The sequence below is a fragment of the Azospirillum thiophilum genome (assembly GCF_001305595.1).
Classification (GTDB): domain Bacteria; phylum Pseudomonadota; class Alphaproteobacteria; order Azospirillales; family Azospirillaceae; genus Azospirillum; species Azospirillum thiophilum.
In genome coordinates, this window is sequence record NZ_CP012404.1 from 66,731 (window position 1) to 92,445 (window position 25,715).

The window sequence follows — 25,715 nt, forward strand, 5'->3', positions numbered from 1 at the left end:
GGGAGAGGGTTAGGGTGAGGGGGATGCATGGCGAGGATCTTCAAGCATAGCGCGCTGTCCGTTCCCCCCTGACTCGACCCGGTGCCTCCCCCTCACCCCGGCCCTCTCCCCGGGGAGGAGAGGGGGATTCTCGGGAGAGGGCAAATTTTCGTCACAGATCCTTGGGCAGCGGCGCGTGCAACCACTTCTTGGCGATGGCGTCCAGCGAGCCGTCGGTCTTCGCCTTGGCGATGATGGCGTTGACCTTTTCCAGCAGCGGCCCCTCGTTCTTGTTGAGGCCGACGAAGCAGGGCGAGTTCTTGATCAGGAACTTCATGATCGGCTGGCGCGGCGGGTTGCGCTCGAAGATGGCGGCGGCGACCACGTTGCCGGTCGCGACCAGCTGCACCTGCCCCGACAGGAAGGCGGAGATGGTGCCGTTGTTGTCCTCATAGCGGCGGACGGTCACCTTGTCCGACACGATCTTCGACAGCTCGATGTCCTCGACCGAGCCGCGGGTGACGCCGACGGACTTGCCCTCCAGATCCTCGACCTTCTCGGCCTTGATGTCGTCGGGGCCGAAGACGCCGTTGAAGAAGGGGGCGTAGGCGGTGGTGAAATCGATGACCTTCTCGCGCTCGGCGTTCTTGCCCAGGCTGGAGATGACCAGATCGACCTTGCCGGTGGTCAGGTAGGGGATGCGGTTGGTGCTGCTGACCGGCACCAGCTCGACCTTGGCGCCCATTTCCTTGGCGATCAGCGCGGCGGTGTCGATGTCATAGCCGACCGGCTTCAAATCGGTGCCGACCGAGCCGAAGGGCGGGAAGTCCTGCGGAACGGCGACGCGCAGCACCTTCTCCTTGGCGATGCGCTCCAGCGCGTCGGCCTTCGCCGCCGTGGGGACGGTGGCGGACAGGCCCCCCGCCAGGACCGCCGAGGCAAGGCCGAGAACACCGAGAATCTTAGCAAACCGCATGGCACCTGATCTCCAAACCGAAGGACGATGGATCTCTCCACTTCAAACGGCGTGCCACTTCGGTCATACGAATCCGGCTGTGCGCCAAAGGGCGGAAATGTTACGTTTATCCCAACATGAGCAGCATCCGTTACAGATGTAACATAAAAACGGCCAGGACCAAGCTGCACCGATTTTGCGCAAATGCCGGCATTGCGAGGCGAACCGCCCATGAAACAGGCAATCAGATCATCCGCCACATCCTCTGCCGCATCCGCCGCCGCCGACCCGGCGGATCCGTCCCTGACCGCGCGCATCCGCGACCGCTACGGCGACCTCAGCCGGATGGAGCGGCAGCTTGCCGACGTCATCCTGGCCTGTCCGGGCGAGCTGTCGGGCTATTCGGCGACCGAGCTGGCGGGCCGGGCCGGGGTGTCGAAGATGACGGTGTCGCGGCTGGTCCGCCGGCTCGGCTATGCCGGCTTCGAGGAGGCGCGTCTTGCCGCCCGGCACGGTGGCGACTGGGGCTCGCCTTTGTTCCTGCTGCCTCCCGGCGGTCCTCCGTCTGCCGAAGGCGGCATGCCGCCGGCAGCAGCCCTGCCGCCGCTGGAGGCCCATTTCCAGCGCAGTGCGGAGGCGCTTGCCGCCACCGCGCGCCAGACCGACCCGGCGCTGCTGGCCCAGGCGGCGCGGGCGCTTGCCGACGCCCGGCGGATCTGGGTCTGCGGCGCGCGCAACAGCGCCTTCCTGGCCGGCTATGCCCGCTGGCAGTTCATCCAGGTGCGCGGCGAAGTCCATCAGCTGGCGGCGGTCGGCGAGACGATGGCGGAGACGCTGGCCGACCTCGGCCCCGGCGACCTGCTGGTGCTGGTCGGCATCCGCCGCCGCCCGCCGGCCATCGTCCGGCTGCTGCATGCGGTGCGGGAGCGCGGCATTCCGACCCTGCTGATCGCCGACAGCCACTCGGCATTGGAAGGCCCGGCGCCGCCGCTGACCTTCCGCTGCGAGACGCGCAGCCTCGCCGCGCTCGACACCCATGTCGCGGCGATGGCGGTGATCCACGCGCTCGCCGCCGAGCTGATCCCGCTGACCGGCGAGGCCGGCCGCGCCCGCATCCGCGCCATCGAGGATCTGCACGACCAGCTTGGGGAGCTGTGAGATACCGTGATCCAGGATCGGCAGCAGGTCGATGGCGTGGGTGCGCCGGGTCCACGGCCGCCAGGAGAATGGCGGCAAGGAGTATTTCCGCCCCGATGAGCCGTATACACGGGGATGGGGCGCCTGTTCGGCATCCCGGTCAACGGCAAGCGGGGGCGGTTCGCCGAGAATGTCTTCTCCGGGTTTCGTGACGATCGCATCGGGGTCGTCTGGTCGGTCATCGACAAGGCGGCCGTCGCATCGCAGAGTCAGGAAAACGGTATCGCTTTTGGGAGCGGACAGGCGACATGACGACGATTCTGCGCAAGGTCGGCGACGCGGTGGCGGCGGACGGCTTCTCCTTCGTCGAGGCCGTCCCCATGCAGGCCCTGCTCGACGCGGCCGGCTTGCGGGATTGGGAGGGGTTCAGCGCCAGCTGGAACGATCTGGGCCTGGACAGCTACATGGCGGACGGCGGACGCTACCGCCGCCGGCGCCATGCCGCCTTCGCGCTGTCCGCCGGGGGCATCCGGCGCAAGCCGCACCAGCCCCATTACCAGAGCCGGGACTACAACCCGCTGAACGGCGGCCTCGAACGCTGGTTCGAGCCGATCACGGAGGCGACCGGAACCCACCCCGCCCTGGAGGCGGTCCTGAAAACCTGTTTCGCCCTGTTCGATCCGCTCACCCCCGCCGGCACGAGGCCGGAGGTCTGGCACACGGAAGTCCACCAGTTCCGGATCGAAGCCAGCGCCGGCGAGACCGGACGGCCCACCCCGGAAGGGATGCATCGCGACGGCGTCGACTGGGTCCTGGTCATGCTGGTCCGGCGCGAGAACGTCTCCAGCGGCACGACGAGCATCCATGATCTCGCCGGCCGGCCGCTGGGCAGCTTCACCCTGCGTCATCCGCTGGAATCGGCGGTCGTGGACGACGCCCGGGTGTTTCACGGCGTGACGCCGGTCGACCCCGTCGATCCGGCGCATCCGGCTTTCCGCGACGTGCTGGTCGTGACGATGCGGCGTGCGTGACGGCGCGCGGCTTATGGTTCAGAAATTGAGCGCGCTCCCGCCGTCATGCCGGACCGCCCTCATGCCACCGCCGGGCTCCCGGCTTCCCGGGCCAGCGCCGCGGCCACGGACGGCCGCGCCGCGATCGCCCGGACATGGGCGGCGACGGCGGGCCAGCGGGCGAGGTCGATGCCGAACCCCGGCATCCAGCCAAGCACGGTGAACAGATAGGCGTCCGCCACCGTGAAGCCGTCGCCCATCAGGTACGGCGTCCTCTCCAGCCTCGCCTCGATCCAGCCGAAGCGCGTGAACAGCCGGCTCTCGAACAGCTGCCGCACGGCGTCCGGCAGGGACTTGTTGAACAGCGGGGCCGAACCCGCATGGATCTCGCTGGCGATGACGTTGAGCCATTCCTGCAGGCGCACCCGCTCCAGCGTGCCGTTCGGCGGCGCCAGCCCTGCCTCCGGCCTCAGGTCGGCGAGATACTGGACCAGTGCCGGGCCTTCCGTCAGCACCTCGCCGGTGTCGAGCCGCAGGGCCGCGACATAGCCCTTGGGATTGACCGCCAGGAAATCCCCGCCGTCCGACATGCGCTTGCTGCAGTTGTCCACCCGCACCAGCTCGTAGGACAATCCCAGCTCCTGCAGGACGATGTGGGGCGAGAATGAACAGGTGCCGGGTGCGAAATACAGCTTCATCGGGGACTCTCCGCCGCTCTGGGTGTCGCGGCGGAGAATGGCGGATCGCCGGGAAGAAGGAAAATCACTGCCAAAGAAACATGGTATAAGTTTTCCTACTATGAACCTGACACAGCTCCGCAGCCTGATCGCCGTCGCCGAAGCCGGCAGCGTCACCGCCGCCGCCGAGGCGGTCGGCGTCACCCAATCCGGCATGAGCCAGGCGCTTGCGGCGCTGGAGGAGTCGCTTGGCGTCAAGCTGCTGGTGCGGCGGCGGCACGGCGTCGAGCTGACGGCCTTCGGCGACCGGGCGCTGGTCCATGCGCGGGCCGCCGTCGCGCATCTGGACGCGATCCGGCGGGAGGCGGCGGACGCGATGGGCGAGGAAAGCGGCGCGATCCGCATCGCCGCCTTTCCCAGCGTGTTCGCGACGGTCCTGCCGCCCCTCCTGCGCCGCTTCCGCTCCCGCCACCCCGGCATCGAGGTGGTGGCGCTGGAAACCGACGACCGGGAGGTCATGGCCTGGCTGGAGGCCGGGACCGTCGATCTCGGCGTGGTTCTGAACCCGCCCGCCGACGGCGATGCGATCCTGATCGGCCAGGACGCCTGGGTCGGCGTGCTGCCGGCGGGCCATCCCCTCGCCGGACGCCGCACGCTCTCGCTTGCGGCGCTTGCCGCCGAACCCTTCGTGCTTGCGACGGGCGGCTGTCATGTCCATGCGCGCACGCTCGCCGAGGCCGCCGGCCTGTCCTTGCCGGACATACGGGTGGAGGTCCGCGACTGGGCCAGCGCCATCGCCCTGGTGCGGGAGGGCGCCGGGGTCGGCATCGTGCCGGAATCGACGCTGCCGGAAAAGCGGAGGGGCCTTGGCATCGTCACGCTCGATCCGCCGCTCGTCCGGCGCTTCGGGCTGAAATCGTCGCCCGCCCGCGCGACGACCCGTGCCTCCAGCCTGCTGATCGACCTCGCAAGGGGATGAACCGGCTCACGCCGAACCCGCTGCCGGGCTTGACGTTGTCCATATCCGGACCACATGATCCGACTATGGACAAGAGGAGGTTCCGCCATGCCCGCTCCCCTGCGCGCCCGTGGCCGCCGCATCGCCGGCCCGGCTTCCGGCCCGACCGCCGCGGAACCGTCCCTCCTGCTGCCCGACCGCTTCGCCCCGGCAAGGCGGCGGCATCTCGGCGCGCCGGGGCTGCGGACCTTCCTGGCCATCGCCGACCGCTGGGGCTGGACGGAGGCCGAGCGCCTGCTGGTGCTGGGCTCGCCCGGCCGCTCGACCTATTTCGGCTGGATCGCCAAGGCGCGCGACGGCCAGGATCTGACCTTGCCGGTCGACGTGCTGTTGCGCATCTCCGCCGTGCTCGGCATCCACAAGGCGCTGATGATCCTGTTCGGCTCGGAGCCGGCGGCCCTGGACTGGCTGACCGGCCCGCATGACGGGCCGTCCTTCGGCGGCCAGCCGCCGATGGCGCTGGTCGTCAACGGCACGATGGACGGTCCCATGCTGGTGCGCCGCTACCTCGACGCCGCGCGGGGGGGCGTCTTCGGCCCGCCTGGTCCGATGGACGAGGCGAGCCCTCCCTACGGCGACGACGACATCGTGATCCTGTGAGCCCCGTGACCACCACCATCGCCATTCCGCAGCCGACGCACCGCCTGATCCCGTCGCGTTTCCCGCCGATCCCGGCCTTCGACGGCGTGACGCGGCCGGAGGATCTGGAGGCCGTCATGGAGCTGGAGGGCTGGACCAACGACCGGCTGGTCCGCGAGCGCGTCGCCCGGCTTCCCCGCGACCAGTGGGTCTACGGCGTGCCGAACGCCTCGGTGGTGATGGCCGCCTTCCTGCACGCCGCCCCCGCCGGCGGGCGCTTCAACAGCGGCGAGCTCGGCGCCTGGTACGGAGCGTGGGCGCTAAAGACCGCCATCGCCGAGGTCGCCCATCACCTTCGCCGCGAGGCCGTGTACCGCCGGCTCCCCGAGATGCGGCTGACCTACCGCCTCTACAACGCGCGTCTCGACGGCGGTTTCCTCGACCTCCGCGGCCAGGGCGCGGCGCGGCCCGACCTCTATGCGATGGGCGACTACCGCGCCTCCCAGTCCTTCGGCGAGGAGGTGCGCCGGGCGGGGCAGGCCGCCGGCATCGCCTATGACAGCCTGCGCCACCGCGGCGGCGTCAACGCCGTCGCCTACCGGCCGCGCCTGATCCTGGAGGTGACCCAGGCCGATCACTACGAGATCACCGCACCGGTCGCGGGTGCCGTGGTCGCGCGGCGCAAGGCTCTTTGAGGTCTGCTTTGCACCAAGAGCCGACGAAGCCGGCATTGCGATGGGAACCACACCGCATGCGGAGCCTTCCGCCGGCTGCCGCTATGTGGCCGCGTGCTCTTCGATGCAATCGACGCGTTCCGGATAAAACGCCAAATATTCGCGGATGGCGGCCACGGCGGGATAGGGAGTCTCGTAGGTCCAGACAGCATTGATCGCGATGCGATCACCCACACGCAGGCTGTAGTAAGTGGCATCGCCCTTGTAAGGGCAATGCGTCGTGTGCGCCGTGCGCTCGAAGGCCGTCATGTCGGCATCCGCGCGGGGAATATAGTGGACCGCGGGCAACTTCGCCTCCGCCAGCGTCAGGGCGCTTGCGGTTTCGGCGACGACCCGCCCGGCGAAGACGACACGGATCCGATTCGGGTTGGGGATGATCGTGATGGGATGCCCGGGGCCGGGGATTTTCACGGCGATGCTCCTTGCTCACCAGCGGTCGCGTCGGTCATGGCGCTACCGCCATGCTACTCTGGGCGGGGTGACGGAGCCTTGTCCTTGTGTCATATCCGTGCCACAGGCGGCTCCACCGATGAAAGATTGGATCTCAATGAACATGCAGCCATGGGAAGGCCGTGACCGGCTGGTCGCGATCGACATCGAGACGACCGGACGGCGCCTGCCGAGCCTCCAGGACATCCGTAAGGCGCCCAAGGGCCTGCGTCAGCCCGGCATCATCATCGAGCTCGGGTGTCTTGAGATCATCCGTGAGGGCGAGACCTGGAGGAAGGCGCGCACCTGGGAGTCCCGTGTCAACCCCGACGCCCCTCTCCATCCCGACGCCATCAAGGTGCATGGCATCAAGCCCGCCGACCTGAAGGCGGCGCCCCGCTTTCCCGAGGTGGCCGATGCGCTTCTCGCCTTCCTGGGCGAGGATCTTCTGGTCGCGCATGCCTATGAGAACGAGATGGACTTCCTGAACTACGAGTTCGCGCGCTGCGGACGCGCCGCATGGGGGGCCGACACCTTCTCGGCCGGCCGGTTCATCTGCACCAAGGAGATGTCGCACGCGGCCTTCCCCGGCGCTTCCGGCTCGCTCGATGCGCTGTGCGATCGGCTGTGGCTCGACCGGAGTGATCGCTTCGCCCACCATGGCGCGCTGCTCGACGCCGACCTGACGGCCGACGCCTTCGTCAAAATGGCGTTGGGAGATACCGGCCCGCGCGACGCCGTGTATGAGTGAGGCACGGCGCCGGGCATTCGGATATCCTGCGGCTTTTGATGGGTCACCATCAAAAGCCCTGGCCGACGGATATCCCGACTGTCAGCTGCGCTTGATCAGCAACCCGCAATCTTCATGAGGTCGATGAAGGCTCTCACCGAAGCGGGCATGTGCGTCCGCTCCGAATAGTAGAGATGGAAGCCTGGGAAGACCTTGCACCACGGGTCGAGCACCCGCAGAAGCTTTCCGTTCTCGATGGACGGTAGCACCAAATCTTCGATCAGGTAGGCCAACCCAAGCCCCTCGCATGCGGCTGCCAGCAACAGATCCGTGTCATTGACGGTAAGCACGTTCCCGACATCGACGTCGATCACAGCATCGGCGTCGGAAAACCGCCATGGATACAGAGCTCCCGTATTCTTCCATTTGTAGGTAAGGCACATGTGGTCCTTCAGGTCGGCCGGGACTTCAGGCCGCCGCCGGTCGGCGAAATATGCGGGGGCGCCGACAACCGCCATTCGAAGATCGGGAGTGATGCGAACCGCGACCATATCGCGACTGATCTGGCCGCCGATGCGGACACCGGCATCGAAGCCCTGCGCAACCACATCCGTGATGTCGTTGTCGATCACGAGATCCAGGCGGACCTCCGGATAGGCGGATCGGAACCGCGCCAGTCGATTCGCGCTATTCGCTCGCCGACCTTCCTGCCGCGTTCGACCATCTGGACCGGGGACCATTCGGTAAAATCGTCATCGACGTCACGTCATAGGACAGGCTGCGGTCCGGCTTGCCGCATGGAGTCCGATGCCCATCCGCCCGTTGGAAAGGCAGAAGGCAAGAGGCGGGATTTCCACCGCGATGGCTGCTTTCGGTCAGATCGGATCGCGTAAAGATCCCGGACGGGACGGCGTCGGCCGCCTTTGCACAAAAATTCCCAAAAGGGAAATAATTCCCATAAACTCCCCCGCAAGCCCTCTCACTTGCGGAGCCCCGCCATGCCGATCGACGCCAGCACCCTCAAAGACGACCGCCTCCCCAGCTGGGCGGAGGAGCCGCCGGTTCCGGCCGCTGGCTCGCTGGTCCCCGGCTCGCAGTTCCATGAGGAACAATGGATCATGGCCGCCGGCATGCTGGCGCGCGGGAATTCCTTCCTCCAGGTCGCCCGCGCCATGGGATGCAGCCGCACCACCCTGTGGCGGGCCTATTACGGCTCGAAGGATTTCCGCGTCCGCGTGTGGTGGGAGCGCGAGGCGCTGAACCGCGAGGCCGAGCTGCGCCTGTCCTCGCTGCGTGCCCTGGTGGCCGAGCAGATCGAGCGGCTGGTCGCGGCCGGCGATCCGGCGACGGTGCGCTGGCTGGCCGAGCGGCTCGGCCTGTTCGCCGGCCTCGACGCCGTCGCCGGTCCCGGCCTGCGACCGTCCCGGCAGCCCGAACCCGCCCCAGCCGCCGGGGCCGCCCGGGCCGCCGTACCCGAACTCGACGACGACGGCCCCGGCCTGCTGCGCGAGCGCACGCCGCCCCATCCCGCCATCGTCGCCGCCATCCTTGCCCGGCCGGAAGCGGACGGCCCGAAGGGCGTCTATCCCTGGACCCTCACCCCGGAGGATGCGTTTCCCAACCTCGCGCCCGGCCCGGTGAGCCGTCGCGGCTCGGGCGCCTTCTCCCGGCGCCTGTAGGCGGGCGACGAGCGAGCGGGCAGGGCAGAGGGAGGGCAGAGGCAGGGCAGGCGGCGGGATGGAACACCGGGCCGGGGACTGTTTCACGCCGTTCCAGCCGCCGATCCAGCCGCCGGTCCGCGAGCCGCCTTGCATTCCGGGCGCGATGGCGACACCTTGTTCGGGCATGCGAACGGTCGACGGGCCGCCCGGACGGGCGCCTGCCCCCAGCCGTTCCGCTGCTGACCAGTCACCCGCGCCGTCCTGCCATGGTGGCCGCCGCCCTGCCGGCCCACCGGACGGCCAAGCCAACAGAGGACGGCCCCCCGGCCGGAACCATATGCGCCGTCATCGCCGCGCCAAGATCGTCGCCACCGTCGGACCGGCCAGCAACACTCCCGAGATGCTGAAGACCCTGTTCCTGGCCGGTGTCGACACCTTCCGGCTGAACTTCAGCCACGGCACCCACGACGACCACGCCAAGGTCCACCGCGCCATCCGCGAGCTGGAGGCCGAGGTCGGCCGTCCCATCGGCATCCTGCAGGATCTCCAGGGGCCGAAGATCCGCGTCGGCACCATCCGCGACGGCAAGATCCAGGTCGCCACCGGCGAGGCGATCCGCTTCGTCCTGACCGGCACCGAGGGCGACAAGCGCTCCATCCCGCTGCCGCATCCGGAAATCTTCGCCGCCATCCTGCCGGGCCATCATCTGCTGATCGACGACGGCCGGGTGCGCGTCGAGGTCGTCGAGCTGGGCGACGACTGGATGGAGGCGAAGGTCGTCGTCGGCGGCACCATCTCCAACCGCAAGGGCGTCAACCTGCCGGGCACCGTGCTCGACCTGTCGCCGCTGACGGCCAAGGACCGCGCCGACCTCGCCTTCGGGCTGGAGCTGGGCGTCGACTGGGTCGCCATGTCCTTCGTGCAGAAGCCGGGCGACATCATCGAGGGCCGCGGCCTGATCGGCGACCGCGCCGGCATCATGGCGAAGATCGAGAAGCCGCAGGCGCTCGACCGCATCGACGACATCATCCGCCTGTCCGACGCGGTGATGGTGGCGCGCGGCGATCTCGGCGTCGAAATCCCGCACGAGGACGTGCCCGGCCGCCAGAAGGAGCTGGTGCGGGCCTGCCGGCTGGCGGTGAAGCCGGTGATCGTCGCCACCCAGATGCTCGATTCGATGGTCTCCGCCCCGACCCCGACGCGGGCCGAGGCGTCGGACGTCGCGACCGCCATCTATGACGGCGCCGACGCGGTGATGCTGTCGGCCGAATCCGCCTCCGGCCAATATCCGGTGGAAGCGGTGACGATGATGGACCGCATCATCCGCTCGACCGAGCAGCACAAGCTCTATCACTCGCTGGTCCAGGCGACCCAGCCGGGCGAGGAGCAGAGCCCGCCGCACGCGGTGGCCGCCGCCGCCGCCGACCTGGCCCAGACCATCCATTCCTCGGCCATCGTCGCCTTCACCTCCAGCGGCACCACCGCGGCGCGCATCGCCCGCAAGCGGCCGGAGGTGCCGATCCTGGCGATCACCCCCGACACCGCGGTTTCGCGCCGGCTCTGCCTGCTGTGGGGCGCCCACAGCATTCTGTCCGACGACATCCGCACCTACGAGGAGATGGTCGACCGCGCCATCGCCACCGCCCGCGCCGAGGGGTTCGCCGGGGCGACCGGCACCATGGTCGTCGTCGCCGGCATCCCCTTCGCCCAGGCCGGCACCACCAACAACCTGCGCGTCATCCAGATGGACGCCAAGCCCTGACGGCTAGAGTTTCGTGCGTTTGATATGAAACGCACGAAACTCTAGCCTTATGTCTGGCGATCGGATTCACGCTTCAAATCGATGCCGATTTTACGCGATCCGATCTAGGACGGAGCGGCGGCCCGGCTGCCGCTCCATCCTGCCTATCGTTCCATCTTGGTCGACAGCACGATCGACGACATCGTCCGCTCCACCCCCGGCAGGCGGCCGATGGCGTCGAGCGCCGCATCCATCGCGTCATGCGTCTCGGTTCCGACGGTGGCGCACAGGTCGTACTGGCCGCTGATGCTGTGCAGGCGGATCACCTCCGGCATCCTGCGCAGCGCATGGACGGCGCGGTCGGCCAGCTTGGCGTTGACGCTGATCATCACCAGCGCCGACACGCCGCGCCGCGGCGCCGGATCGCCCAGCCTCACCGTATAGCCGGCGATCACCCCCAGCCGCTCCAGCCGGGCGATGCGGTCCTGCACGGTGGAGCGCGACAGCCCCAGCGCCCGCCCGAGCGCCGCCGTGCTGGTGCGCGCATTCACCGTCAGCAGATCGATCAGGCGCCGGTCGAGGTCGTCCATGGGGGTCCGTGATGCAAGGCAAGGGGGCCCGGCAAGGCCCCGGTCCCGCTGTGATAGCCGCCGCCCCCGGCCGCGGACAAGGGGTCTGGGGGATTTTCACCCGATGCTTACCCGTCCGCCCCCGCCATGATAGGAAGGAGCGGCCCGTTCCCGATCACGGAGACCGTCGCTTGTCCCGACCGCAGCGATGCACCGACACCGGCCGATCCGATAGCGGCTCCCGCCGCCGGCAGGCAGGCGGATGGACCGGTGAACAGGGCGCCGGATCCTGTTCCACCATGTTCCAGACGCTCCCGTCCCCGACCGCACCGGACGGCCGCACCCTTCACCGGCCGGCGCGGGCCGGGGCGGTTCAGCGCTTGAGAAGTGTGGCGTACCTGCCTAGGCTCCCGGCAACGGATCGTCGGGAGGGCCGGTTGCGCCGGCTCCGGATGACGCGAGAGGACGGATGACGCAGACCGCGAACCCCCGGTGGCCCCAACGCCTGCGTGCCGCCGCCGTCGCCCTTCTGATGGCGGTGCAGCCGCTGGCGGCGCCCGTCGGCGCCATCCTCACGGCCCCGATATCGCCGCCGTCCCTGGCCGTCGCCGCCGCCACGGCGGTCGCCTTCACCGCGGCCGAGGCCGAAGCCCGCGCCGGCTCGCGCAGCAGGGGGCGGTCGTCGGGCGGCTATTCCCGGCCGTCGCGCACCCCGTCGGTCGGCGGCAGCGGCGGCTATGCCCGCCCCTCCGCCCCGCGCACCCCCTCGACAGGCTCATCAAGCGGAGGCTGGTTCTCCAGCGGCCCGTCCAGCTCCGGCTCCACTTCCAGCGGCGGCTATGCCCGGCCGGGCAACAGCGCCCCGTCGGTCGCCGCGCCGCCCGCTTCGGCCGGCGACCGGGCCTTCAGCCAGCAGGGCTCGGCCGATGCGCTGAACCGCTACCGCAACCGGCAGGACGCCGACCGCACGCCGCCGGCCCAGCCTGGCACGCCGCCTGCCGCGGCATCCGGCCAGGGCCGCACCGCCGGTGGCAACGCCAATTCCGGCAACTCCGGCTGGAACTGGGGATCGGGCGGCGGATCCTACCGCACCCCCTCGACCCGGCCGACGCCGGCGAACCCCTACGGACGGTATGGCTGGAGCCCGCCGTCCTACGCCTACAACACCCCGCGCCGCTTCGGCATCTGGGACGGGCTGTTCCTGTGGTTCATGCTCGACACGCTGACCCGGCCGGGCCATGCCTCCTTCTTCCACGACAATGCCGACGACCCCGGCTATCGCCAATGGCGGCAGGAGGCCGACCGGCTGGCCAGCGACAACGCCGATCTGCGCGCGAAGCTGGACCAGCTCGACCAGTCGGTGGCCGCCCAGGCCGGCACCCCGCGCGAGGCCGGGCGGCTGCCGCCCGACATCCCGGCGGATCTGGCCCGCACCGGGGCTGCCGGCTCGGCCAGCTCCGTCGACAGCGCGAACGCGGCGCAGGCGTCAGGCTCCGGCGGATCCGGCCTCGGCGGATTCTGGTGGTGGGGCATCCTGCTGCTGGGCGTCGCGGTGCTGTTCCTGCTGTGGCGGGCGCGGCGCCGGATGGATGCGCCCGCCGCCAAATCGGGTCCAGTTTCAAAGGGAGGATCGGACGTGCCCCTGTTCGGAACGCTCGGCAACTACGTCAACCAGAAGCTCGGCGGCAAGGGCTACAGCCCGTCGCTGTTCCGGCTGGGCATGGCGGTCACCATCGACCCCGCCCCCTTCCTGCTGGCGGAGGGCGCCACCAAGGTCAAGGCGCCGGACACCGGCAGCGACCGGCTGGTGTCGATCGAGGCGGTCGGCACCGTCACCTCCGGCCCGGCCACCGTCTACCGGCTGCATCTGCCGGCCGGCCCCGGAGCGGCTTCCGGAACCCCCGGCGGCTTCTTCCAGATCCATCTCGGCCCCGACGGCCAGCCGGACGAATGCCGCTACTTCACCCCGATCGACAGCGTGACCCCGGCCGACGAGGACGAGTGGGGCTTCTGGCTGGACGATGCCGAGGGGATGATCGGCTGGCCGGAATTCCAGACCAGGGACGGCAAGCTCTATCCCCGCGTCTGGCAGCCGGGCACCGGCCGGATCCAGCCCTTCACCCTCAGCGAGGCGCGCCAGACCCTGCGCGGCACCGAGACGGTGACCAGCCAGGCCATGCTCTACGGCGCTCCCACCGGCGCGGCGGATCCGGCCCCGGCCACCGAATATATCCTGGTGGAGGCGGTGGAGCGGTCCGGCCGCGCCTCGGTCGAGATCTCGGCCGGCATCGACGTCAATCCCGCCTCCCTCTCGCTGTCCTGATCCAACCCCTCACGACAAGAGTGCCGGCCCCATGGAAAGCACCTTCGGTTCCATCCTCACCGCGCTCGGCACCGGGCTTCCGGTGCTGCTGGTCCAGCTCGCCGTCACGCTGGCGCTGCTGGCGGTCGGCGTCGCCATCTACACCCGCATCACCCCCTTCCACGAACGCGATCTGGTCGCGCGCGGCAACGCCGCCGGCGGCCTGACGCTGGGCGGCTCCATCGTCGCGCTCGCCATCCCGCTGGCGGCGACGCTGGCGACCAGCGCCTATGTGCTGGACATCCTGCTGTGGGGCGTGGTGGCGCTGATCCTCCAGCTGGTCGCCTTCGCCGTCGCGGCGCTGCTGATCCGCGACCTGCGCGGCCAGATCGAATCCGGCAACGTCGCCTCCGCCGCCACCCTGGTCGGGGTGCAACTCGGCGTCGCGCTGATCAACGCCGCCGCCCTGGCCGGATAATCGGCCCCCAAGCGGTAAGGATGGGGGGCTGGTCAGCGCCGCGGCGCCTCCCCATCTGTGCTTCCGGGGCGCCTTCCGGGGCGCCTCCAACAACCCTCCTTCGACAGGAATCAGCCATGCTTGCCTTCATCCGCAACCTTATGGGTGTCAAGACCGACCAGGCCGTCCAGGGCGCCATGGAGGCGCTGGTCCGCTGGGATCCGAAGTCGGCGACGGAGGCCGAGTTGCGCACCATGGAACAGCATCTCGACGGTCTGGGCCGGCAGGTGGCGGAAGCCCGCGCCATCCATGACCGCGAGCAGCGCGAGGCCGACGCGATCAAGGCGCTGTCGGGCCAGCGCATGGCCGCGGCCGAGCATCTCCAGCGCCAGATCGACGGCGAGACCGACCCGTCCCGCAAGGCCGGCCTGGAAAAGAGCCTGGAGACCGTCGTCGCCATGCTGGAGGAGATGGCTCCCGAGATCGAGCGCGAGGTCCAGGACGCCGTCGAAGCGCGAGAGTTCCTGGAGATGCTGGAGAAGAACTACGCCGATGCCGGCGCCAAGCTGAAGGCCGCCCGCGCCGAGCTGACCCGCGCCGAGCGCGACATGGGCCGCGCCGACCAGCAGCGCGCCATGGCCGAGCGCCAGGCCGAGGCCGCCCGCCAGGCCGCCGGCCTCGCCGGAGCCACCAGCGGCCTGACCGTCGCCCTCAAGGCGATGCAGGACACCGCGGCCAAGGATCTGGCCGCCGCCGAGGCCGCCAAGGCCAAGGCCAAGCTGCTGCACCCGTCCTCTCCGGAAAAGGAGGATCCCAACATCGCCGCCGCGCTCGCCGCGGCCTCCGGCAAGCCGGCGGCCACCAGCCTGTCCGACCGTCTGGCGGCGCTGAAGTCCAAGCAGGGCTGACCCTTACCGCTCGGGGGAGGATGAGCCGATCCTTACGTCCCGGGGGAGGTCGCCTTGGCGGCCTTCCCCTTGCGGGCCGGCACTTCGAAGGTCACGTCCTCGATCATCCCGCCGGTCAGCGACGACAGCGCGGACTTCAGGCTCGGCCAGTGGTTCATGCGGGCGGTGTCGGCAACCGCCGGATTCCTGGCCTTCAGCACGAGCCGACGGCCGCCCTGGGGCGCCTCCTCGACCCGGTCCGGCTCCAGCTCGGCCAGCAGCGGGGCGGGAACCTTGCCCTTCAGGGCGTGCAGGACGGCGGCCCACAGCGCGGTGACGTCGTCGGCATCGGGCAGCGGGCCGAGATCGGCGAGGCCGGCCTCCACCGGATCGGCCGGGGCGACGGTGTCGACCTTGCCGATACGGCGTGCGCGGCGGCCGGCGCTGTGGCGTTCGCGCTCCAGATAGGTTTCGGCCGCCTCCTCCTCGTCCTTGGCGTTGAAGTCGAGGGTCACCGCCTCGATCTTGCGGCCTTTCCGCTTCATCTTGTCTTCCGGCATGCTGACCCGGAAGGGCGCGAGCTGGTTCACCTCGGAGATGGCGCGGTCGATGGTGCGGGTGCGCAGGATGCCGAAATCCTTGTAGGCGCCCTCCGGCACGTTCATCAGCTTGCGCAGCGTGTCGATGTCCAGCTCCAGCGACGGATAGTCCATCTGGTAGCGCTGCATGCCGATCTCGTAGAGCTTCAGCGCATAGGTGCTGGTGACCTTGACCATCGCCGGCCCCGACAGCTTGGCCCACAGCTGGGACGAGCGCTGGATTTCCAGGAAGGCGTCGGTGAACTGGAAATGGATGTCGGCGGCGTCGCTGTCCTCCTCCTCCTCCGGCCGGACATAGCTGGACAGGATGCGCAGTTCGGCACGCGACCGCCGGCCGCGGAAGGGACCGATGACCACCAAACTGGAATCGAAGATTTCCTTCAGCGCATCGAAGATGCGCTCATTGCCCTTGTGATTGCCGCGCACCACCCGCTTGGGCAGGCGGTAGAGCTTGTTGGCGAAATTCTGGCTGCCGGCGAGATGGATCATGAAGTTCAGCATCTTCTGCGCCGGCAGCGACAGCCGCGTGCCGTTGGCCGGATAGCTGTAGACGGCCTCCGCCGCCTTGATCAGGTGCTTGTAGCCGTCCCGCTCGAAGGTCGCGCTGGCGACGCGGGCGGTCAGGCCGGCGACCGGAGCGCTGGTTTCCGGCCCGACGGCCGGCAGGCTGGCGGCAGCACCGTCGCCGTCGATGACCGCACCGCCGGCCAGATCCTCCGGCCCCAGCACAACCAGACCCGAACCAGTCTTCGCTGCTTCCGCCTGCAAGGGCGCAGCCGCGTCCGACGGGACGGACTCCTCCGCCACCGCGCCACGCGCCTTCCTGCGCCCCACAACCGCCATCGCCATCCTCCGCCGAAATCGAGGGAGGCTAAATCAATCCTTACCAGAAAAACAAGTAAGGAAAGGGTCGCGCCGCAAATTCCTGTTCATCCTTACATCCTGGGGGAAAAACCCTTACACCCCGGGGCGTGTGCGACTCGCCCCCACCCGGTAAGGCCGTTTCCCCCATGCTGTAAGGAAGATTCGATGCGACTCGCGGACTCTCTTGGCTTTTCGGACCGACGAATCCTCTTAAAAGGGAAAGGGAGTCGCCGACACCAGCCAAGTGCCGGATCCGCAACGGGTTTCGCGGTGAGAATCCACCCTTCCTCAGCCTCTGCGCGTCCTTACATAGGACGAATCGGTCCGACTCGAGTCCCGTCGACGGCTTCGACCCGCATAGCGCCATCCTTACTCCGTGGGGGCAGTCTGCAGTTTCTGCTATTCGAGAGGGTCTGCATAAGCGCCTTCCTTACGGCTCGGGGGCAGTCCATACCGGATCCAGGCCCCCAAGGAGTAAGGATGGGCCAATTCAACGGCTTTATCGAGTTTCCGATACCGTCAGGTAAGGATCTCCAAGGGCTTGAATGCCCCCGGGATGTAAGGAAGCCCTCCCCCCAAGCCGTAAGGATCGGAGGGCGGGCCGATGGATGGGGCTGGAGCCGGATCTGGCCCCCAAGCCGTAAGGAAGACGGGAGGGGATGGCTTATCTCACTGAAAAATAACGGATTATCCTGTCCGTTTTCAGTGTGCTGCCAGCAGGAAAAGCCCCTGTCCCAGATAGATTCCGGCGGTTCCCATCACCAGATAGCGGCTCCACAGGCGGAACTGGGCGTCGCTCATGCGGTCGAGCACGCGGCGGGAGAGATTCGTGCCGAGCAGCGCCATGGCGATCGACATGAGAATCACGGTGAGTTCCACCGTCTCATCGGTGCCGCCGGCAACCAGGGGGGCGAAGTAGGCGACCTTCACCGCATGGCCGACCACCTGGATGGTCGCCTTGGTGGCGACGATGCTCTGACGGCTCATGGCACTGCGAATGAAAAAGACGTCGAGCAGCGGGCCGGAAATGCCGGCGATCAATTGCACCCCCATGCACAGGAAGCCGCCCAGGAAACCATGCAGCGGCTTTTGTGCATTCAGTGCCCAGCCTGCGGGCACGGCGAGCGCCAGGAAGGGCGACATTCCCAGAATCAGCAGCGACACCGCCCGATCCGGTATGGCGCCGGCCAGGGCGAACAGCAAGCCTGCCCCGGATCCGCCCAGCGCGAATCGCAGGATAACCGGCCAGACCACATGCTGCCGCCACAGCCAGGCCCGCCAGCCGTTGGAGGCGAATTGGGTCACACCATGCAGCAGCATGGCGGACGGCACCGGCAGCAGAATCAGCAACAGACCCATCAGCACCATGCCCCCGGCCATGCCGAAGAGGCCCGACAGGAACGAGGTCACGAGCACGGTGAGGCCAAGCCCCACCATCAGCGGCAGCGTCAGCATGAAACAGCCCGAATGTCGGTGATCAGGCTGAAAAACTCCCATGCCCGCGCTTGTGCGGCAAACAGCATTGTTCGATGCTCACCCCCAGGAAAAATTGGGGTCGGGTAAGGATGGTAAGGATGGGATCATGCGGCGCCTGCCTTCCCTGAACGGGCTGCGCGCCTTCGAGGCGGCGGCCCGCCATGGCAGCTTCACCGCTGCGGCGGCCGAGCTGCACGTCTCGCAGGCTGCGGTCAGCCGGATGGTGAAGCTGCTGGAAGAGCGGCTGGGATTCGCCCTGTTCGACCGCCGGGCCAACGCGCTGGTGCTGTCCGAGCGCGGCCGGGCCTTGCAACCGACGCTGACCGACAGCTTCGACGCCATAGCCCGGCGGGTGGAGCAGGTGTCGGCGATGCGGGCCGGGCCGGTGCTGACGGTTGGGATGGGGGCGACGGTGGCGGTGCGCTGGCTGATCCCGCGCCTGTCGGGTTTTCATCACGACCATCCCGAGATCGAGGTGCGGATCGCCACCGGCGGGGCGGGCGCACCGATGAGCGACGACTGGACCTGTGCGGTTCTGCTGGGCGACGGCCAATGGCCGGGCTATGAGGCGGAGCGGCTGTTCTCCTCCACCATGCAGCCGGTCTGTGCGCCGCGGCTGGCGGCCGAACTGCGGGAGCCGGCGGATCTGGCTGGCGCGACGCTGCTGCACGTCTCCCACTGGGGCCAGGATTGGCCGCGCTGGCTCGGTGCCGCCGGCGTGCCGGAGGTGGCCTCCAAGGGGCTTTCCTTCGGCAGCTACGCCATGACCCTGCAGGCGGCGATCGACGGTGTCGGGGTGGCTTTGGCACCGCGGCTCTACATCCAGGACGATATCGCCGCCGGCCGTCTGGCCGTCCCCTTCGGGCTGGCGGTTCCCATGGCGCATTCCTGGTATCTGGTCTGCCGTGCCTCGCGCCGCGAGGATGCCGGCTTCGCCCCCTTCCGCAGCTGGCTCTATGCCATGTGTGGGGCCATGTGCGGGGAAGCCGGGTGAATGGGTTCCCATTGCGCAAATCACCGGTGCGCAAATCGGTGGTGTGTGGCGTGCGGGTGCCGACGTAGGGTGGCCGCTCCTCAAGAGCCGCCTCGAACATTGCGACCCCACAGGATCCTTGCGATGCCGCCCACCGTACCCCCCGGTGCTTCCCCTTTCGCCGGGGACGCCACGCACCCGGTCCTGTCCCGCACGCTGATCCTGCTGATGGCGCTGGCCTGCGGGGCGGTGGTCGCCAACATCTATTACGCGCAGCCGCTGGTCGGGCTGATCGGCCCGGCGGTCGGCCTGTCGCCGGAGACCGCCAGCCTGGTCGTCACACTGACCCAGATCGGCTATGGCGCCGGACTGATCCTGCTGGTGCCGCTGGGCGATCTGCTGGAGAACCGGCGGCTGGTGGTCGTCACCCTCGGCAGCACGGTGGCGGCGCTGCTGGTGGCCGCCGTCGCTCCCACCGCATCCCTGTTCCTGGCCGCGGCCTTCCTGATCGGCGTCACGTCGGTCGCCGTGCAGATGCTGGTGCCGCTCGCCGCCCACATGGCGCCGGAGGCGTCGCGCGGGCAGGTGGTCGGTACGGTCATGAGCGGCCTGCTGCTGGGCATCCTGCTGGCCCGGCCGGTGTCGAGCCTGATCGCCGACAGCCTTGGCTGGCGTGCGGTGTTCGGCCTGTCGGCGGTGGTGATGGTCGGCTTTGCGGTCCTGCTGTGGCGGGTGCTGCCGCAGCGTCTGCCCCAGCGGCCGCCGGGGGGCGGATCCGGCTATGGCGCCCTGCTGGGATCGCTCGGGCGGCTGCTGGTGCGCACGCCGGTGCTCCAGCGCCGCACTGCCTACCAGACCATGATGTTCGCGGCCTTCAGCCTCTACTGGACCGCCGTGCCGCTGCTGCTGGCCGGTACGCCCTTCCACCTGACCCAGCGGGGTATCGCGTTGTTCGCCCTGTCGGGAGCGGCGGGCGCGCTGGTGGCGCCCATCGCCGGGCGGATCGCCGACAGTGGCTGGACCCGGCCCGCCACCGGGTTCGCGCTGGCGATGGCGGCTCTGTCCTTCTTCGTCGCGCGCGCCGGGGAGGGCTCGATCGCCCTGCTGGTTCTGGCCGGGCTGCTGTTGGACATGGGCGTGCAGATGAACATGGTGCTGGGGCAGCGGGCCATCTATTCGCTGGGGGCGGAGACTCGCAGCCGGATGAACGCCATCTATATGGCGATCTTCTTCCTGGGCGGTGCGGCGGGCTCGGCGCTTGCCGGCTATGCCTTCGCCGTCGGCGGATGGGAACCGGTGACCTGGATCGGCTTCGCCTTTCCGGCGCTGGGCCTGCTGTTCTACCTGACCGAATTCCGCGGGCGGCACCCCGCCTGAACGACTGCAAGGAGACGACGCAATGGATCGACGTCCGCTCGGCCGCAGTGGCCTGACAGTGTCCCCGCTCTGCTTCGGCGGCAACGTGTTCGGCTGGACCGCCGACGAGGCGACCTCCTTCCGGCTGCTCGACGCCTTCGTCGATGCCGGATTCAACTTCATCGACACGGCCGACGTCTATTCGGCCTGGGCACCGGGCAACAAGGGCGGCGAATCCGAAACCATCATCGGCAACTGGATGAAGAGCCGCGGCAACCGCGACCGCATCGTGCTGGCGACCAAGGTCGGGTCGGAGATGGGGCCGGGCAAAAAGGGCCTGTCCCCGGCCTGGATCCGGACCGCGGTCGAGGATTCGCTGATGCGGCTCCAGACCGACCGCATCGATCTCTACCAGTCCCACTGGGACGATCCGGCGACGCCGTTCGAGGACACGCTCGGCGCCTACAAGGAGCTGATCGACCAGGGCAAGATCCGGGCCGTCGGCGCCTCCAACCTGACCGCCCCCCGCCTGCGCGAGGCGCTGGAGGTCAGCGCCCGCACCGGTCTGCCGCGCTACGAGACCCTGCAGCCGGAATACAATCTCCACGACCGCAAGGGCTACGAGGGGGAGTTGGAAGGGCTGTGCCGGGAAAACGGGTTGGGCGTCATCAGCTACTATTCCCTGGCCAGCGGTTTCCTGACCGGCAAGTACCGCTCCGCTGCCGATGCCGGCAAGAGCGCCCGCGGGCAGGGAGCGGTGTCGAAGTATCTGAACGACCGCGGCCGGGCGATCCTGGCGGCGCTGGACGAGGTCGCTGGCCGCCATGAGGCCACCCCGGCGCAGGTGGCGCTCGCCTGGCTGATCGCCCATCCCGGCCTGACCGCGCCCATCGTGAGCGCATCGAGACCGGAACAGATGGGGGATTTGATCGCCGCTGCATCCCTGCGCCTGGACGCCGGTGACATCGAAGGGCTGGACCGGGCGAGCGCATATTAAGGCGAGGGAAGCGCCGTTGCCTTGCGTGTGGCCGGTTCGGTGCCGGCCGCATCCGCCTTCAAGAGCTCCAGAAAACTGTCGGCCATGGTGTGATAGAGTGACCGTGGACAGATCAGGCGGGACAGGGTGGTGGCTATCGCCGCACTCAGCATCAGCGGCAGCAGCATGTCGGGGGAGGCGCTCATCTCCGTCACGATGACGACGGCGGTCAGGGGCGCTTGCACCACGCCGGCGAAATAGGACACCATCGACAGCAGCACCACGGCACCCAACGGGCTGTCCGGCAGCAGTCCGCCGATGACGGAGCCGATGCCTGCCCCCACCGACAAGGAGGGAGAGAAGATACCGCCGGGAATGCCGCAGACCCCTGACAGCGCCGTTGCCAGCAGTTTCGCCGGGGCATAGTACCAGGGCAGCGTCTCCACCCCGTCCAGAACGGCGCGCGCTTCCTCATAACCGGTACCGAAGGTCAGCCCGCCACAGGCGGTACCGATGGTGGCGAGCGCCAGGCCGCAGCCCATGGCGACCATCACCGGCCGGCCGCACAATCGGCTGCCTCGGATCCGGGCCGACAGCCAGAGCAGCAAGGCACTGAATCCGCCGCCTGCCACTCCGCCCACGATACCGGTCGCCAGAACAGCCTTCCAATCATGCCAGTCTGCCGACGCGGCGGTGTGGCCGAAATAGGCGTAGTTGCCGAGCATGGCGACGGCGACCAGACCAGCTGCCACCACGGCGATCAGCACGAGGCCACTGGTCCGCCTTTCAAAGCTGCGGGCCATCTCCTCAATGGCGAAGACGATGCCGGCCAGCGGCGTGTTGAAGGCTGCGGCAACGCCGGCCGCACCGCCGGCCAGGATCAGTCCCGGCTCCCTGCCCAATCCGGCGATGGAGCCGGCCATCAGCATGATGGAGGCGCCGACCTGCACCGTCGGCCCCTCGCGCCCGATGGAAGCGCCGCAGGCAAGCCCGACCAGGGTCAGCAGGATCTTGCCAATGGCAATCCGCGGAGATAGCAGGCGGTGTTTGGCGGCCGGATCCTGGACATGCCGCGCGGCGATGGCCTGGGGAATGCCGCTCCCCTGCGATCCTGGCACCACGCGCAGAGCCACCCAGGCCGAAAAGCCTAACCCCAGTGGCGTCAGCAGGAACGGTAGCCAGGGAAATGCCGCGACCGCCAATCGGAACAGATGTTGGGCATGATCGGCGCCGATGGCGAACAGTACGGCGACAAGCCCGACGACGCCGGCGCCCGTCCAGAACAGCAGGCGTCGCCGCCAACTTTTTGGGGACATCCAGACAAAGCGGGGACGGCGCAGCCGGTGTGGCAGCGCGTGGCGAGGACGATCGGCAGAGGACATGTGATGGGCCGGAAGCGAGGAGAAACGGGTGGACGAAACGGCGAGTCGCCGAGTTTAAATCCGTTTTTCTCCGTGGGTCCAGTCACGGTCCGCCGGGCGGGTGGGAATCGGCCGGCAAGGTTTCGCCGATTATCGGCATCAGCGACGGGCAGAATTGCCCGGAGCGGCGTGGGAGCGGCGCGGGCGGTCGGTGGTGCGACCGTTGTGTGAGGCAATGGCCGCACCTTGCAAGGTGCGCTGGCCGCGGCGCTGCTGCGCGAGTTCAACCTCGCGGCGGAAATTGGGGCCGAGCGCTTCGTAGGCGGCTTTCAGTTCCGGGTCCTTCATCCACTGTTCGCGGAGATTCATGTTTTCCTCTTGAATTGGCTGACCGTCGGCAGGACGCCGACCAAGCCCACGACAGGCCTCCCCGGAGTCAGGCGGGTCGTCCCATGTGCTTCATGTGGCGAGTTCCGCGTTCCATCTTTCATGGTCGGGGCAGCATGACGAACTGACAGGTTGGGGTGGCTGTTCTCGTCTTCAAGATCCCCCGGCTTCAGGCCGAGCGGCTTTTCAAAGGCGATAACGTCTTGCCTATCCCAAGGTTCCAGCCGGTCCCTGCCCTGGCCGCCGGTCTTGGGACCGGCGGCCAGGGCAAGACGGAGGGCTTATGTTACGCGTGCAGCAGGCCCATCTGGTCGTAAGGCAGGGCCTCGAAGCCCTGGCCGTAGGCCGGCGAATCCGACGCGAGGGTGTAGTCGCCGGCCGACGGGTTGGTGAAGTGGGGGTTCATCCACTCCGACCCCTTGTCGTAGCCGGCAGCCTGCCAGTTCTGCAGCGTCCCGCCATAACCGCTGGACATCAGCTGCGGCCAGGCATGGAACAGCTGGGCATTGGCGCTGGCGCCCGAATACTCGTTGTCGTGGAAGCTGCCGGAGGAGCCCGGACCGTAAATCTCCACGGCGTCGCCCTTCGAGGTGTCGAGCACGTTGTTGAAGATCTGGTTGTTCGCCATAACCTTGCCCTTCCAGCCGCTCCAGGCGACGTCCTGCTGCAGGCCGATAGCGTCACCGGTGTTGCCGGCGACCAGATTGTTGGTGACGGTGTTGTTCCAGCCGCCATGCAGGAAGATGCCGCCGACATTGCCGTGGACGTAGTTGCCCTTCACCGTGGCGCCGCTGGTCCAGTCGTCGAGATAGATGCCCCAGCTCGACACGTCGCCGGTGGGGTTGGTCGCGGTGGTGCCGGTCACATCGTTGTTGACGACGGTATGATTGCCCAGATCCTGCTGACGGTTGATCAGGTAGATGCCGCCGCCGTCGTTCGATTCCAGGTTGGCATCGATCACCTTGTTGTAGGCGACGGTCACCCGGTAGGTCGCGTCGCTGCCGTCCGTCTGGACCGAGCCGACGGCGATGGCCTTCTCCGGCGAATCCTCGATCTGGTTGTGCGTGACCTTGACGTCGGAGCTGCCGTTGATCCAGATGCCGGCATCGCCGCGGTCGGCTGCGTTCGGATGCTTGATCAGGTTGTCGGACACCACCGTGAAGTTGGAGCCGGCCTTCACGAAGATGGATTCGGCGCCGGTGCTCTCGAACTGGTTGCCGACGACCTGGCTGTTGGCGCTGTTCTGCACCGTGATCCCGTAGCCGCCGCCCTTCACCACGTTGTTCGCGAAGGTCAGGCCGGCGGCGTTGTCGGCGTAGACATAATGGCCGCCGACGACGCCATCGGCGAAGGTCAGGCCCTCGATGGTCACGTTCTTGGCGCCGCCGAGGCCGAACGATACCGAAGCCTGCGCGCTGCCGTGGATCACCGCCTTCTCACTGCCGTAGCCGGTGAACGTCACGCCGGAATCCTGGCCGTCCAGCCACAGCCCGTTCTTCAGGTAATAGTCGCCGCCACGGACATAGGTGGTGTCGATGCTGCTGTCGGCACGCATCGCTGCCTGAGCCTTCGCCAGGCTGGCGAAGGGGCCGTCGGTGCCGTCGGCGTTGGGGGCGGCCAGCTTGCCCGACCAGCTGTCCTTGCCGTTGGTGGCGACGAAGAAGGCCGGGCCGGTCGGCGTCTCGGGGGTGGCCGGTGTCGTGGGAGTGGTGGTGCCGGCCGGGAAGTCGGAGGCCGGGGCGTTGACCACCAGCGTGCCGTTCCACCACATCCCCTTCTGCCCGGCCACCACGTCCTTGCCGTCGAGCGCGCCCTTGTCGTAGGTGACGGCGCTGCTGGTGGGTGCGTAGCTATGGCCGTTGATCGAGATGCTGTTGACGGTCAGGCTGCGGTCCTGGCCGTTGACGACCGCATCGTTGTCGTACTGGATCTGCACCTTGTGCGCCACGCCGTCGGCGGCGTCGGTGGTGAAGCTGAAATTCTTGGCGGTGGTACCGGCGGTGGTCTCGCCGATCTGCTTGCCGTCGACCAGCACCTTGAAGTGGGCGTTCACGCCGCCCGCCGGGGTGCCGGAGGCGTTGACCACGATGGTATCCTTGGCCCCCGTTGCCACCGGGGTCGAGGTCGAGGCGGCGGGGAAATAGCTCTTGTCGGCAGTGACGACCAGCGTGCCGTTCCACCACAGGTTCGACTGGCCGGCGACGACGTCCTTGCCGTCGAGCGCGCCCTTGTCGTAGCTGACGATGCCGGCGGTCGGCGCGATCGTCTTGCCGCCGATGCTGATGCTGTTGACGGTCAGGCTGCGGTCCTGGCCGTTGATCACCGCATCGTTGTCGTACTGGATCTGCACCTTGTGCGCGACGCCGGACGTCAGCACGGGGGTGAATACGAAATCCTTCGCCGTGGTGCCGGCGGTGCCTTCACCCACCTTCTGGCCGTCGACCAGCAGGGTGAAATGCGCGTTCGTTCCGCCTGCGGCCTTGCCCTGGGCGTTCACGACGATCTTGGAGGTGGAGGTGGCCATCGGTTCGGTGTCCTCGCCTGATGTGCCCGTCGGTCCCTGGGAGCCTTCGGGCCTGATGTTCGTTTTGGGCCTGAACCCGGATGCGTGCGGGAGGATGGCCGGGATTTGAGGGATCTTTGTGTGATGTTTCCGACCGAAAACACGGAAACTGCGACAAATTGCGGGCAAGCGGACCGGACGGCAGCTCTGGCCGTTGCCGTGATTGCAGTGCAGCATTTCCGCAACAGCGGCAGGTGCGAAAATCGGGGGCGCCCCCTATATCCGCAGGAAGCCGTTGAACGAAAGGTGCTTTTCCCGGATTGTTTGGAATAGCCACAACTATGGACCGCCGGCG

General features: G+C 68.3%; 25 protein-coding genes. 15 read left to right on the plus strand and 10 right to left on the minus strand.

What is annotated here, in order from left to right:
* Positions 1 to 151: 151 nt before the first annotated feature.
* Positions 152 to 955, minus strand: coding sequence for a transporter substrate-binding domain-containing protein (locus tag AL072_RS23195; RefSeq protein WP_045583734.1), 804 nt, complete (start codon positions 953 to 955; stop codon positions 152 to 154).
* 210 nt (positions 956 to 1,165) lie between these two features.
* Between AL072_RS23195 and AL072_RS23200 the strand changes: the two genes are divergently transcribed.
* The 3 genes from AL072_RS23200 to AL072_RS23205 all read left to right on the plus strand — a co-directional run bounded on the left by AL072_RS23200 (position 1,166) and on the right by AL072_RS23205 (position 3,102).
* Positions 1,166 to 2,092, plus strand: coding sequence for a MurR/RpiR family transcriptional regulator (locus tag AL072_RS23200; protein WP_045583733.1), 927 nt, complete (start codon positions 1,166 to 1,168; stop codon positions 2,090 to 2,092).
* Positions 2,093 to 2,206: 114 nt separating this feature from the next.
* Positions 2,207 to 2,383 carry an ester cyclase gene (locus AL072_RS33705; RefSeq protein WP_082109116.1) on the plus strand — a complete coding sequence of 59 codons (177 nt, stop codon included), beginning with the start codon at positions 2,207 to 2,209 and terminating at the stop codon, positions 2,381 to 2,383.
* Positions 2,380 to 3,102: a 2OG-Fe dioxygenase family protein gene (locus AL072_RS23205; protein ID WP_045583732.1), complete on the plus strand. Its 723-nt coding sequence runs from the start codon at positions 2,380 to 2,382 to the stop codon at positions 3,100 to 3,102. Before AL072_RS33705 ends, AL072_RS23205 begins: the two co-directional genes overlap by 4 nt.
* Positions 3,103 to 3,161: 59 nt before the next feature.
* Here AL072_RS23205 and gstA read toward each other — a convergent pair whose 3' ends face one another.
* Positions 3,162 to 3,779 (minus strand): glutathione transferase GstA, encoded by a 618-nt coding sequence (gene gstA / locus AL072_RS23210; protein ID WP_045583731.1) that lies wholly within the window; start codon positions 3,777 to 3,779, stop codon positions 3,162 to 3,164.
* 100 nt (positions 3,780 to 3,879) lie between these two features.
* On the opposite strand from gstA, the gene AL072_RS23215 reads away from it, so the two are divergent.
* The 3 genes from AL072_RS23215 to AL072_RS23225 all read left to right on the plus strand — a co-directional run bounded on the left by AL072_RS23215 (position 3,880) and on the right by AL072_RS23225 (position 6,050).
* Complete coding sequence (locus AL072_RS23215) at positions 3,880 to 4,737, plus strand: LysR family transcriptional regulator (RefSeq protein WP_045583730.1); 858 nt, start codon at positions 3,880 to 3,882, stop codon at positions 4,735 to 4,737.
* An 87-nt stretch (positions 4,738 to 4,824) separates the two neighbouring features.
* Entirely contained in the window at positions 4,825 to 5,376 is a 552-nt protein-coding gene (locus tag AL072_RS23220; RefSeq protein WP_082109115.1) for an MbcA/ParS/Xre antitoxin family protein, read from the plus strand.
* Between the two features lie 5 nt (positions 5,377 to 5,381).
* Positions 5,382 to 6,050, plus strand: coding sequence for an RES family NAD+ phosphorylase (locus tag AL072_RS23225; RefSeq protein WP_045583729.1), 669 nt, complete (start codon positions 5,382 to 5,384; stop codon positions 6,048 to 6,050).
* An 81-nt stretch (positions 6,051 to 6,131) separates the two neighbouring features.
* Here the strand turns inward: AL072_RS23225 and AL072_RS23230 are convergent, their stop codons facing one another.
* Positions 6,132 to 6,500, minus strand: coding sequence for a DUF427 domain-containing protein (locus AL072_RS23230; RefSeq protein ID WP_045583728.1), 369 nt, complete (start codon positions 6,498 to 6,500; stop codon positions 6,132 to 6,134).
* 136 nt (positions 6,501 to 6,636) lie between these two features.
* On the opposite strand from AL072_RS23230, the gene AL072_RS23235 reads away from it, so the two are divergent.
* Positions 6,637 to 7,269 (plus strand): 3'-5' exonuclease, encoded by a 633-nt coding sequence (locus AL072_RS23235; protein WP_045583727.1) that lies wholly within the window; start codon positions 6,637 to 6,639, stop codon positions 7,267 to 7,269.
* A 95-nt stretch (positions 7,270 to 7,364) separates the two neighbouring features.
* Here the strand turns inward: AL072_RS23235 and AL072_RS23240 are convergent, their stop codons facing one another.
* Complete coding sequence (locus AL072_RS23240) at positions 7,365 to 7,988, minus strand: LysR substrate-binding domain-containing protein (RefSeq protein WP_082109114.1); 624 nt, start codon at positions 7,986 to 7,988, stop codon at positions 7,365 to 7,367.
* A gap of 258 nt (positions 7,989 to 8,246) precedes the next feature.
* Between AL072_RS23240 and AL072_RS23245 the strand changes: the two genes are divergently transcribed.
* Entirely contained in the window at positions 8,247 to 8,927 is a 681-nt protein-coding gene (locus AL072_RS23245) for a helix-turn-helix domain-containing protein (RefSeq protein ID WP_045583726.1), read from the plus strand.
* A 319-nt stretch (positions 8,928 to 9,246) separates the two neighbouring features.
* Positions 9,247 to 10,671, plus strand: coding sequence for a pyruvate kinase (gene pyk / locus AL072_RS23250; RefSeq protein WP_045583725.1), 1,425 nt, complete (start codon positions 9,247 to 9,249; stop codon positions 10,669 to 10,671).
* Between the two features lie 143 nt (positions 10,672 to 10,814).
* On the opposite strand, the gene AL072_RS23255 is transcribed toward pyk, so the two are convergent.
* Positions 10,815 to 11,240 (minus strand): Lrp/AsnC family transcriptional regulator, encoded by a 426-nt coding sequence (locus AL072_RS23255; protein ID WP_045583724.1) that lies wholly within the window; start codon positions 11,238 to 11,240, stop codon positions 10,815 to 10,817.
* A gap of 448 nt (positions 11,241 to 11,688) precedes the next feature.
* Here AL072_RS23255 and AL072_RS23260 point away from each other — a divergent pair, with 448 nt between their 5' ends.
* The 3 genes from AL072_RS23260 (at position 11,689) to AL072_RS23270 (ending at position 14,886) form a co-directional block, all read left to right on the plus strand.
* The gene (locus tag AL072_RS23260; RefSeq protein ID WP_045583723.1) at positions 11,689 to 13,542 is read left to right on the plus strand and encodes a DUF2491 family protein; all 1,854 of its coding nucleotides are present in this window, start codon (positions 11,689 to 11,691) and stop codon (positions 13,540 to 13,542) included.
* A 31-nt stretch (positions 13,543 to 13,573) separates the two neighbouring features.
* On the plus strand, positions 13,574 to 13,999 hold the full coding sequence (locus AL072_RS23265) for a DUF350 domain-containing protein (protein ID WP_045583722.1): 426 nt from the start codon (positions 13,574 to 13,576) through the stop codon (positions 13,997 to 13,999).
* Between the two features lie 116 nt (positions 14,000 to 14,115).
* The gene (locus AL072_RS23270; protein ID WP_045583721.1) at positions 14,116 to 14,886 is read left to right on the plus strand and encodes a hypothetical protein; all 771 of its coding nucleotides are present in this window, start codon (positions 14,116 to 14,118) and stop codon (positions 14,884 to 14,886) included.
* A gap of 32 nt (positions 14,887 to 14,918) precedes the next feature.
* Here the strand turns inward: AL072_RS23270 and AL072_RS23275 are convergent, their stop codons facing one another.
* Together AL072_RS23275 and AL072_RS23280 are read right to left on the minus strand one after the other, a co-directional pair.
* Positions 14,919 to 16,307, minus strand: a complete 1,389-nt coding sequence (locus tag AL072_RS23275) for a replication initiation protein (RefSeq protein WP_245636989.1) — start codon at positions 16,305 to 16,307, stop codon at positions 14,919 to 14,921.
* Between the two features lie 723 nt (positions 16,308 to 17,030).
* Entirely contained in the window at positions 17,031 to 17,783 is a 753-nt protein-coding gene (locus AL072_RS23280; RefSeq protein WP_045583719.1) for a TSUP family transporter, read from the minus strand.
* 127 nt (positions 17,784 to 17,910) lie between these two features.
* Between AL072_RS23280 and gcvA the strand changes: the two genes are divergently transcribed.
* The 3 genes from gcvA (at position 17,911) to AL072_RS23295 (ending at position 21,130) form a co-directional block, all read left to right on the plus strand.
* Positions 17,911 to 18,798 (plus strand): transcriptional regulator GcvA, encoded by an 888-nt coding sequence (gene gcvA, locus AL072_RS23285; protein WP_045583718.1) that lies wholly within the window; start codon positions 17,911 to 17,913, stop codon positions 18,796 to 18,798.
* Between the two features lie 123 nt (positions 18,799 to 18,921).
* Positions 18,922 to 20,154: an MFS transporter gene (locus AL072_RS23290; RefSeq protein WP_045583717.1), complete on the plus strand. Its 1,233-nt coding sequence runs from the start codon at positions 18,922 to 18,924 to the stop codon at positions 20,152 to 20,154.
* 22 nt (positions 20,155 to 20,176) lie between these two features.
* Positions 20,177 to 21,130: an aldo/keto reductase gene (locus AL072_RS23295; RefSeq protein WP_045583716.1), complete on the plus strand. Its 954-nt coding sequence runs from the start codon at positions 20,177 to 20,179 to the stop codon at positions 21,128 to 21,130.
* On the opposite strand, the gene AL072_RS23300 is transcribed toward AL072_RS23295, so the two are convergent.
* From AL072_RS23300 to AL072_RS23310, 3 genes are all read right to left on the minus strand, one after another.
* Positions 21,127 to 22,425 (minus strand): chloride channel protein, encoded by a 1,299-nt coding sequence (locus AL072_RS23300; RefSeq protein ID WP_245636990.1) that lies wholly within the window; start codon positions 22,423 to 22,425, stop codon positions 21,127 to 21,129. The genes AL072_RS23295 and AL072_RS23300 overlap by 4 nt on opposite strands.
* Before the next feature lie 204 nt (positions 22,426 to 22,629).
* Positions 22,630 to 22,839 carry a hypothetical protein gene (locus AL072_RS23305; RefSeq protein WP_045583714.1) on the minus strand — a complete coding sequence of 70 codons (210 nt, stop codon included), beginning with the start codon at positions 22,837 to 22,839 and terminating at the stop codon, positions 22,630 to 22,632.
* Between the two features lie 304 nt (positions 22,840 to 23,143).
* Positions 23,144 to 25,381 (minus strand): carbohydrate-binding domain-containing protein, encoded by a 2,238-nt coding sequence (locus AL072_RS23310; RefSeq protein WP_045583713.1) that lies wholly within the window; start codon positions 25,379 to 25,381, stop codon positions 23,144 to 23,146.
* Between the last annotated feature and the right edge of the window lie 334 nt (positions 25,382 to 25,715).

Excerpts from the sequence above, each read along its gene's own strand:
- gstA (WP_045583731.1), bottom strand. The coding sequence starts at position 3,779 with ATGAAGCTGTATTTCGCACCCGGCACCTGTTCATTCTCGCCCCACATC.
- AL072_RS23310 (WP_045583713.1), bottom strand. The coding sequence starts at position 25,381 with ATGGCCACCTCCACCTCCAAGATCGTCGTGAACGCCCAGGGCAAGGCC.
- AL072_RS23300 (WP_245636990.1), bottom strand. The coding sequence starts at position 22,425 with ATGTCCCCAAAAAGTTGGCGGCGACGCCTGCTGTTCTGGACGGGCGCC.
- pyk (WP_045583725.1), top strand. The coding sequence starts at position 9,247 with ATGCGCCGTCATCGCCGCGCCAAGATCGTCGCCACCGTCGGACCGGCC.
- AL072_RS23270 (WP_045583721.1), top strand. The coding sequence starts at position 14,116 with ATGCTTGCCTTCATCCGCAACCTTATGGGTGTCAAGACCGACCAGGCC.
- AL072_RS23290 (WP_045583717.1), top strand. The coding sequence starts at position 18,922 with ATGCCGCCCACCGTACCCCCCGGTGCTTCCCCTTTCGCCGGGGACGCC.
- AL072_RS23275 (WP_245636989.1), bottom strand. The coding sequence starts at position 16,307 with ATGGCGGTTGTGGGGCGCAGGAAGGCGCGTGGCGCGGTGGCGGAGGAG.
- AL072_RS23260 (WP_045583723.1), top strand. The coding sequence starts at position 11,689 with ATGACGCAGACCGCGAACCCCCGGTGGCCCCAACGCCTGCGTGCCGCC.
- AL072_RS23240 (WP_082109114.1), bottom strand. The coding sequence starts at position 7,988 with ATGGTCCCCGGTCCAGATGGTCGAACGCGGCAGGAAGGTCGGCGAGCG.
- AL072_RS23265 (WP_045583722.1), top strand. The coding sequence starts at position 13,574 with ATGGAAAGCACCTTCGGTTCCATCCTCACCGCGCTCGGCACCGGGCTT.
- AL072_RS23255 (WP_045583724.1), bottom strand. The coding sequence starts at position 11,240 with ATGGACGACCTCGACCGGCGCCTGATCGATCTGCTGACGGTGAATGCG.
- AL072_RS23195 (WP_045583734.1), bottom strand. The coding sequence starts at position 955 with ATGCGGTTTGCTAAGATTCTCGGTGTTCTCGGCCTTGCCTCGGCGGTC.
- gcvA (WP_045583718.1), top strand. The coding sequence starts at position 17,911 with ATGCGGCGCCTGCCTTCCCTGAACGGGCTGCGCGCCTTCGAGGCGGCG.
- AL072_RS23235 (WP_045583727.1), top strand. The coding sequence starts at position 6,637 with ATGAACATGCAGCCATGGGAAGGCCGTGACCGGCTGGTCGCGATCGAC.
- AL072_RS23220 (WP_082109115.1), top strand. The coding sequence starts at position 4,825 with ATGCCCGCTCCCCTGCGCGCCCGTGGCCGCCGCATCGCCGGCCCGGCT.
- AL072_RS23245 (WP_045583726.1), top strand. The coding sequence starts at position 8,247 with ATGCCGATCGACGCCAGCACCCTCAAAGACGACCGCCTCCCCAGCTGG.
- AL072_RS23205 (WP_045583732.1), top strand. The coding sequence starts at position 2,380 with ATGACGACGATTCTGCGCAAGGTCGGCGACGCGGTGGCGGCGGACGGC.
- AL072_RS33705 (WP_082109116.1), top strand. The coding sequence starts at position 2,207 with ATGGGGCGCCTGTTCGGCATCCCGGTCAACGGCAAGCGGGGGCGGTTC.
- AL072_RS23280 (WP_045583719.1), bottom strand. The coding sequence starts at position 17,783 with ATGCTGACGCTGCCGCTGATGGTGGGGCTTGGCCTCACCGTGCTCGTG.
- AL072_RS23215 (WP_045583730.1), top strand. The coding sequence starts at position 3,880 with ATGAACCTGACACAGCTCCGCAGCCTGATCGCCGTCGCCGAAGCCGGC.
- AL072_RS23305 (WP_045583714.1), bottom strand. The coding sequence starts at position 22,839 with ATGAATCTCCGCGAACAGTGGATGAAGGACCCGGAACTGAAAGCCGCC.
- AL072_RS23200 (WP_045583733.1), top strand. The coding sequence starts at position 1,166 with ATGAAACAGGCAATCAGATCATCCGCCACATCCTCTGCCGCATCCGCC.
- AL072_RS23295 (WP_045583716.1), top strand. The coding sequence starts at position 20,177 with ATGGATCGACGTCCGCTCGGCCGCAGTGGCCTGACAGTGTCCCCGCTC.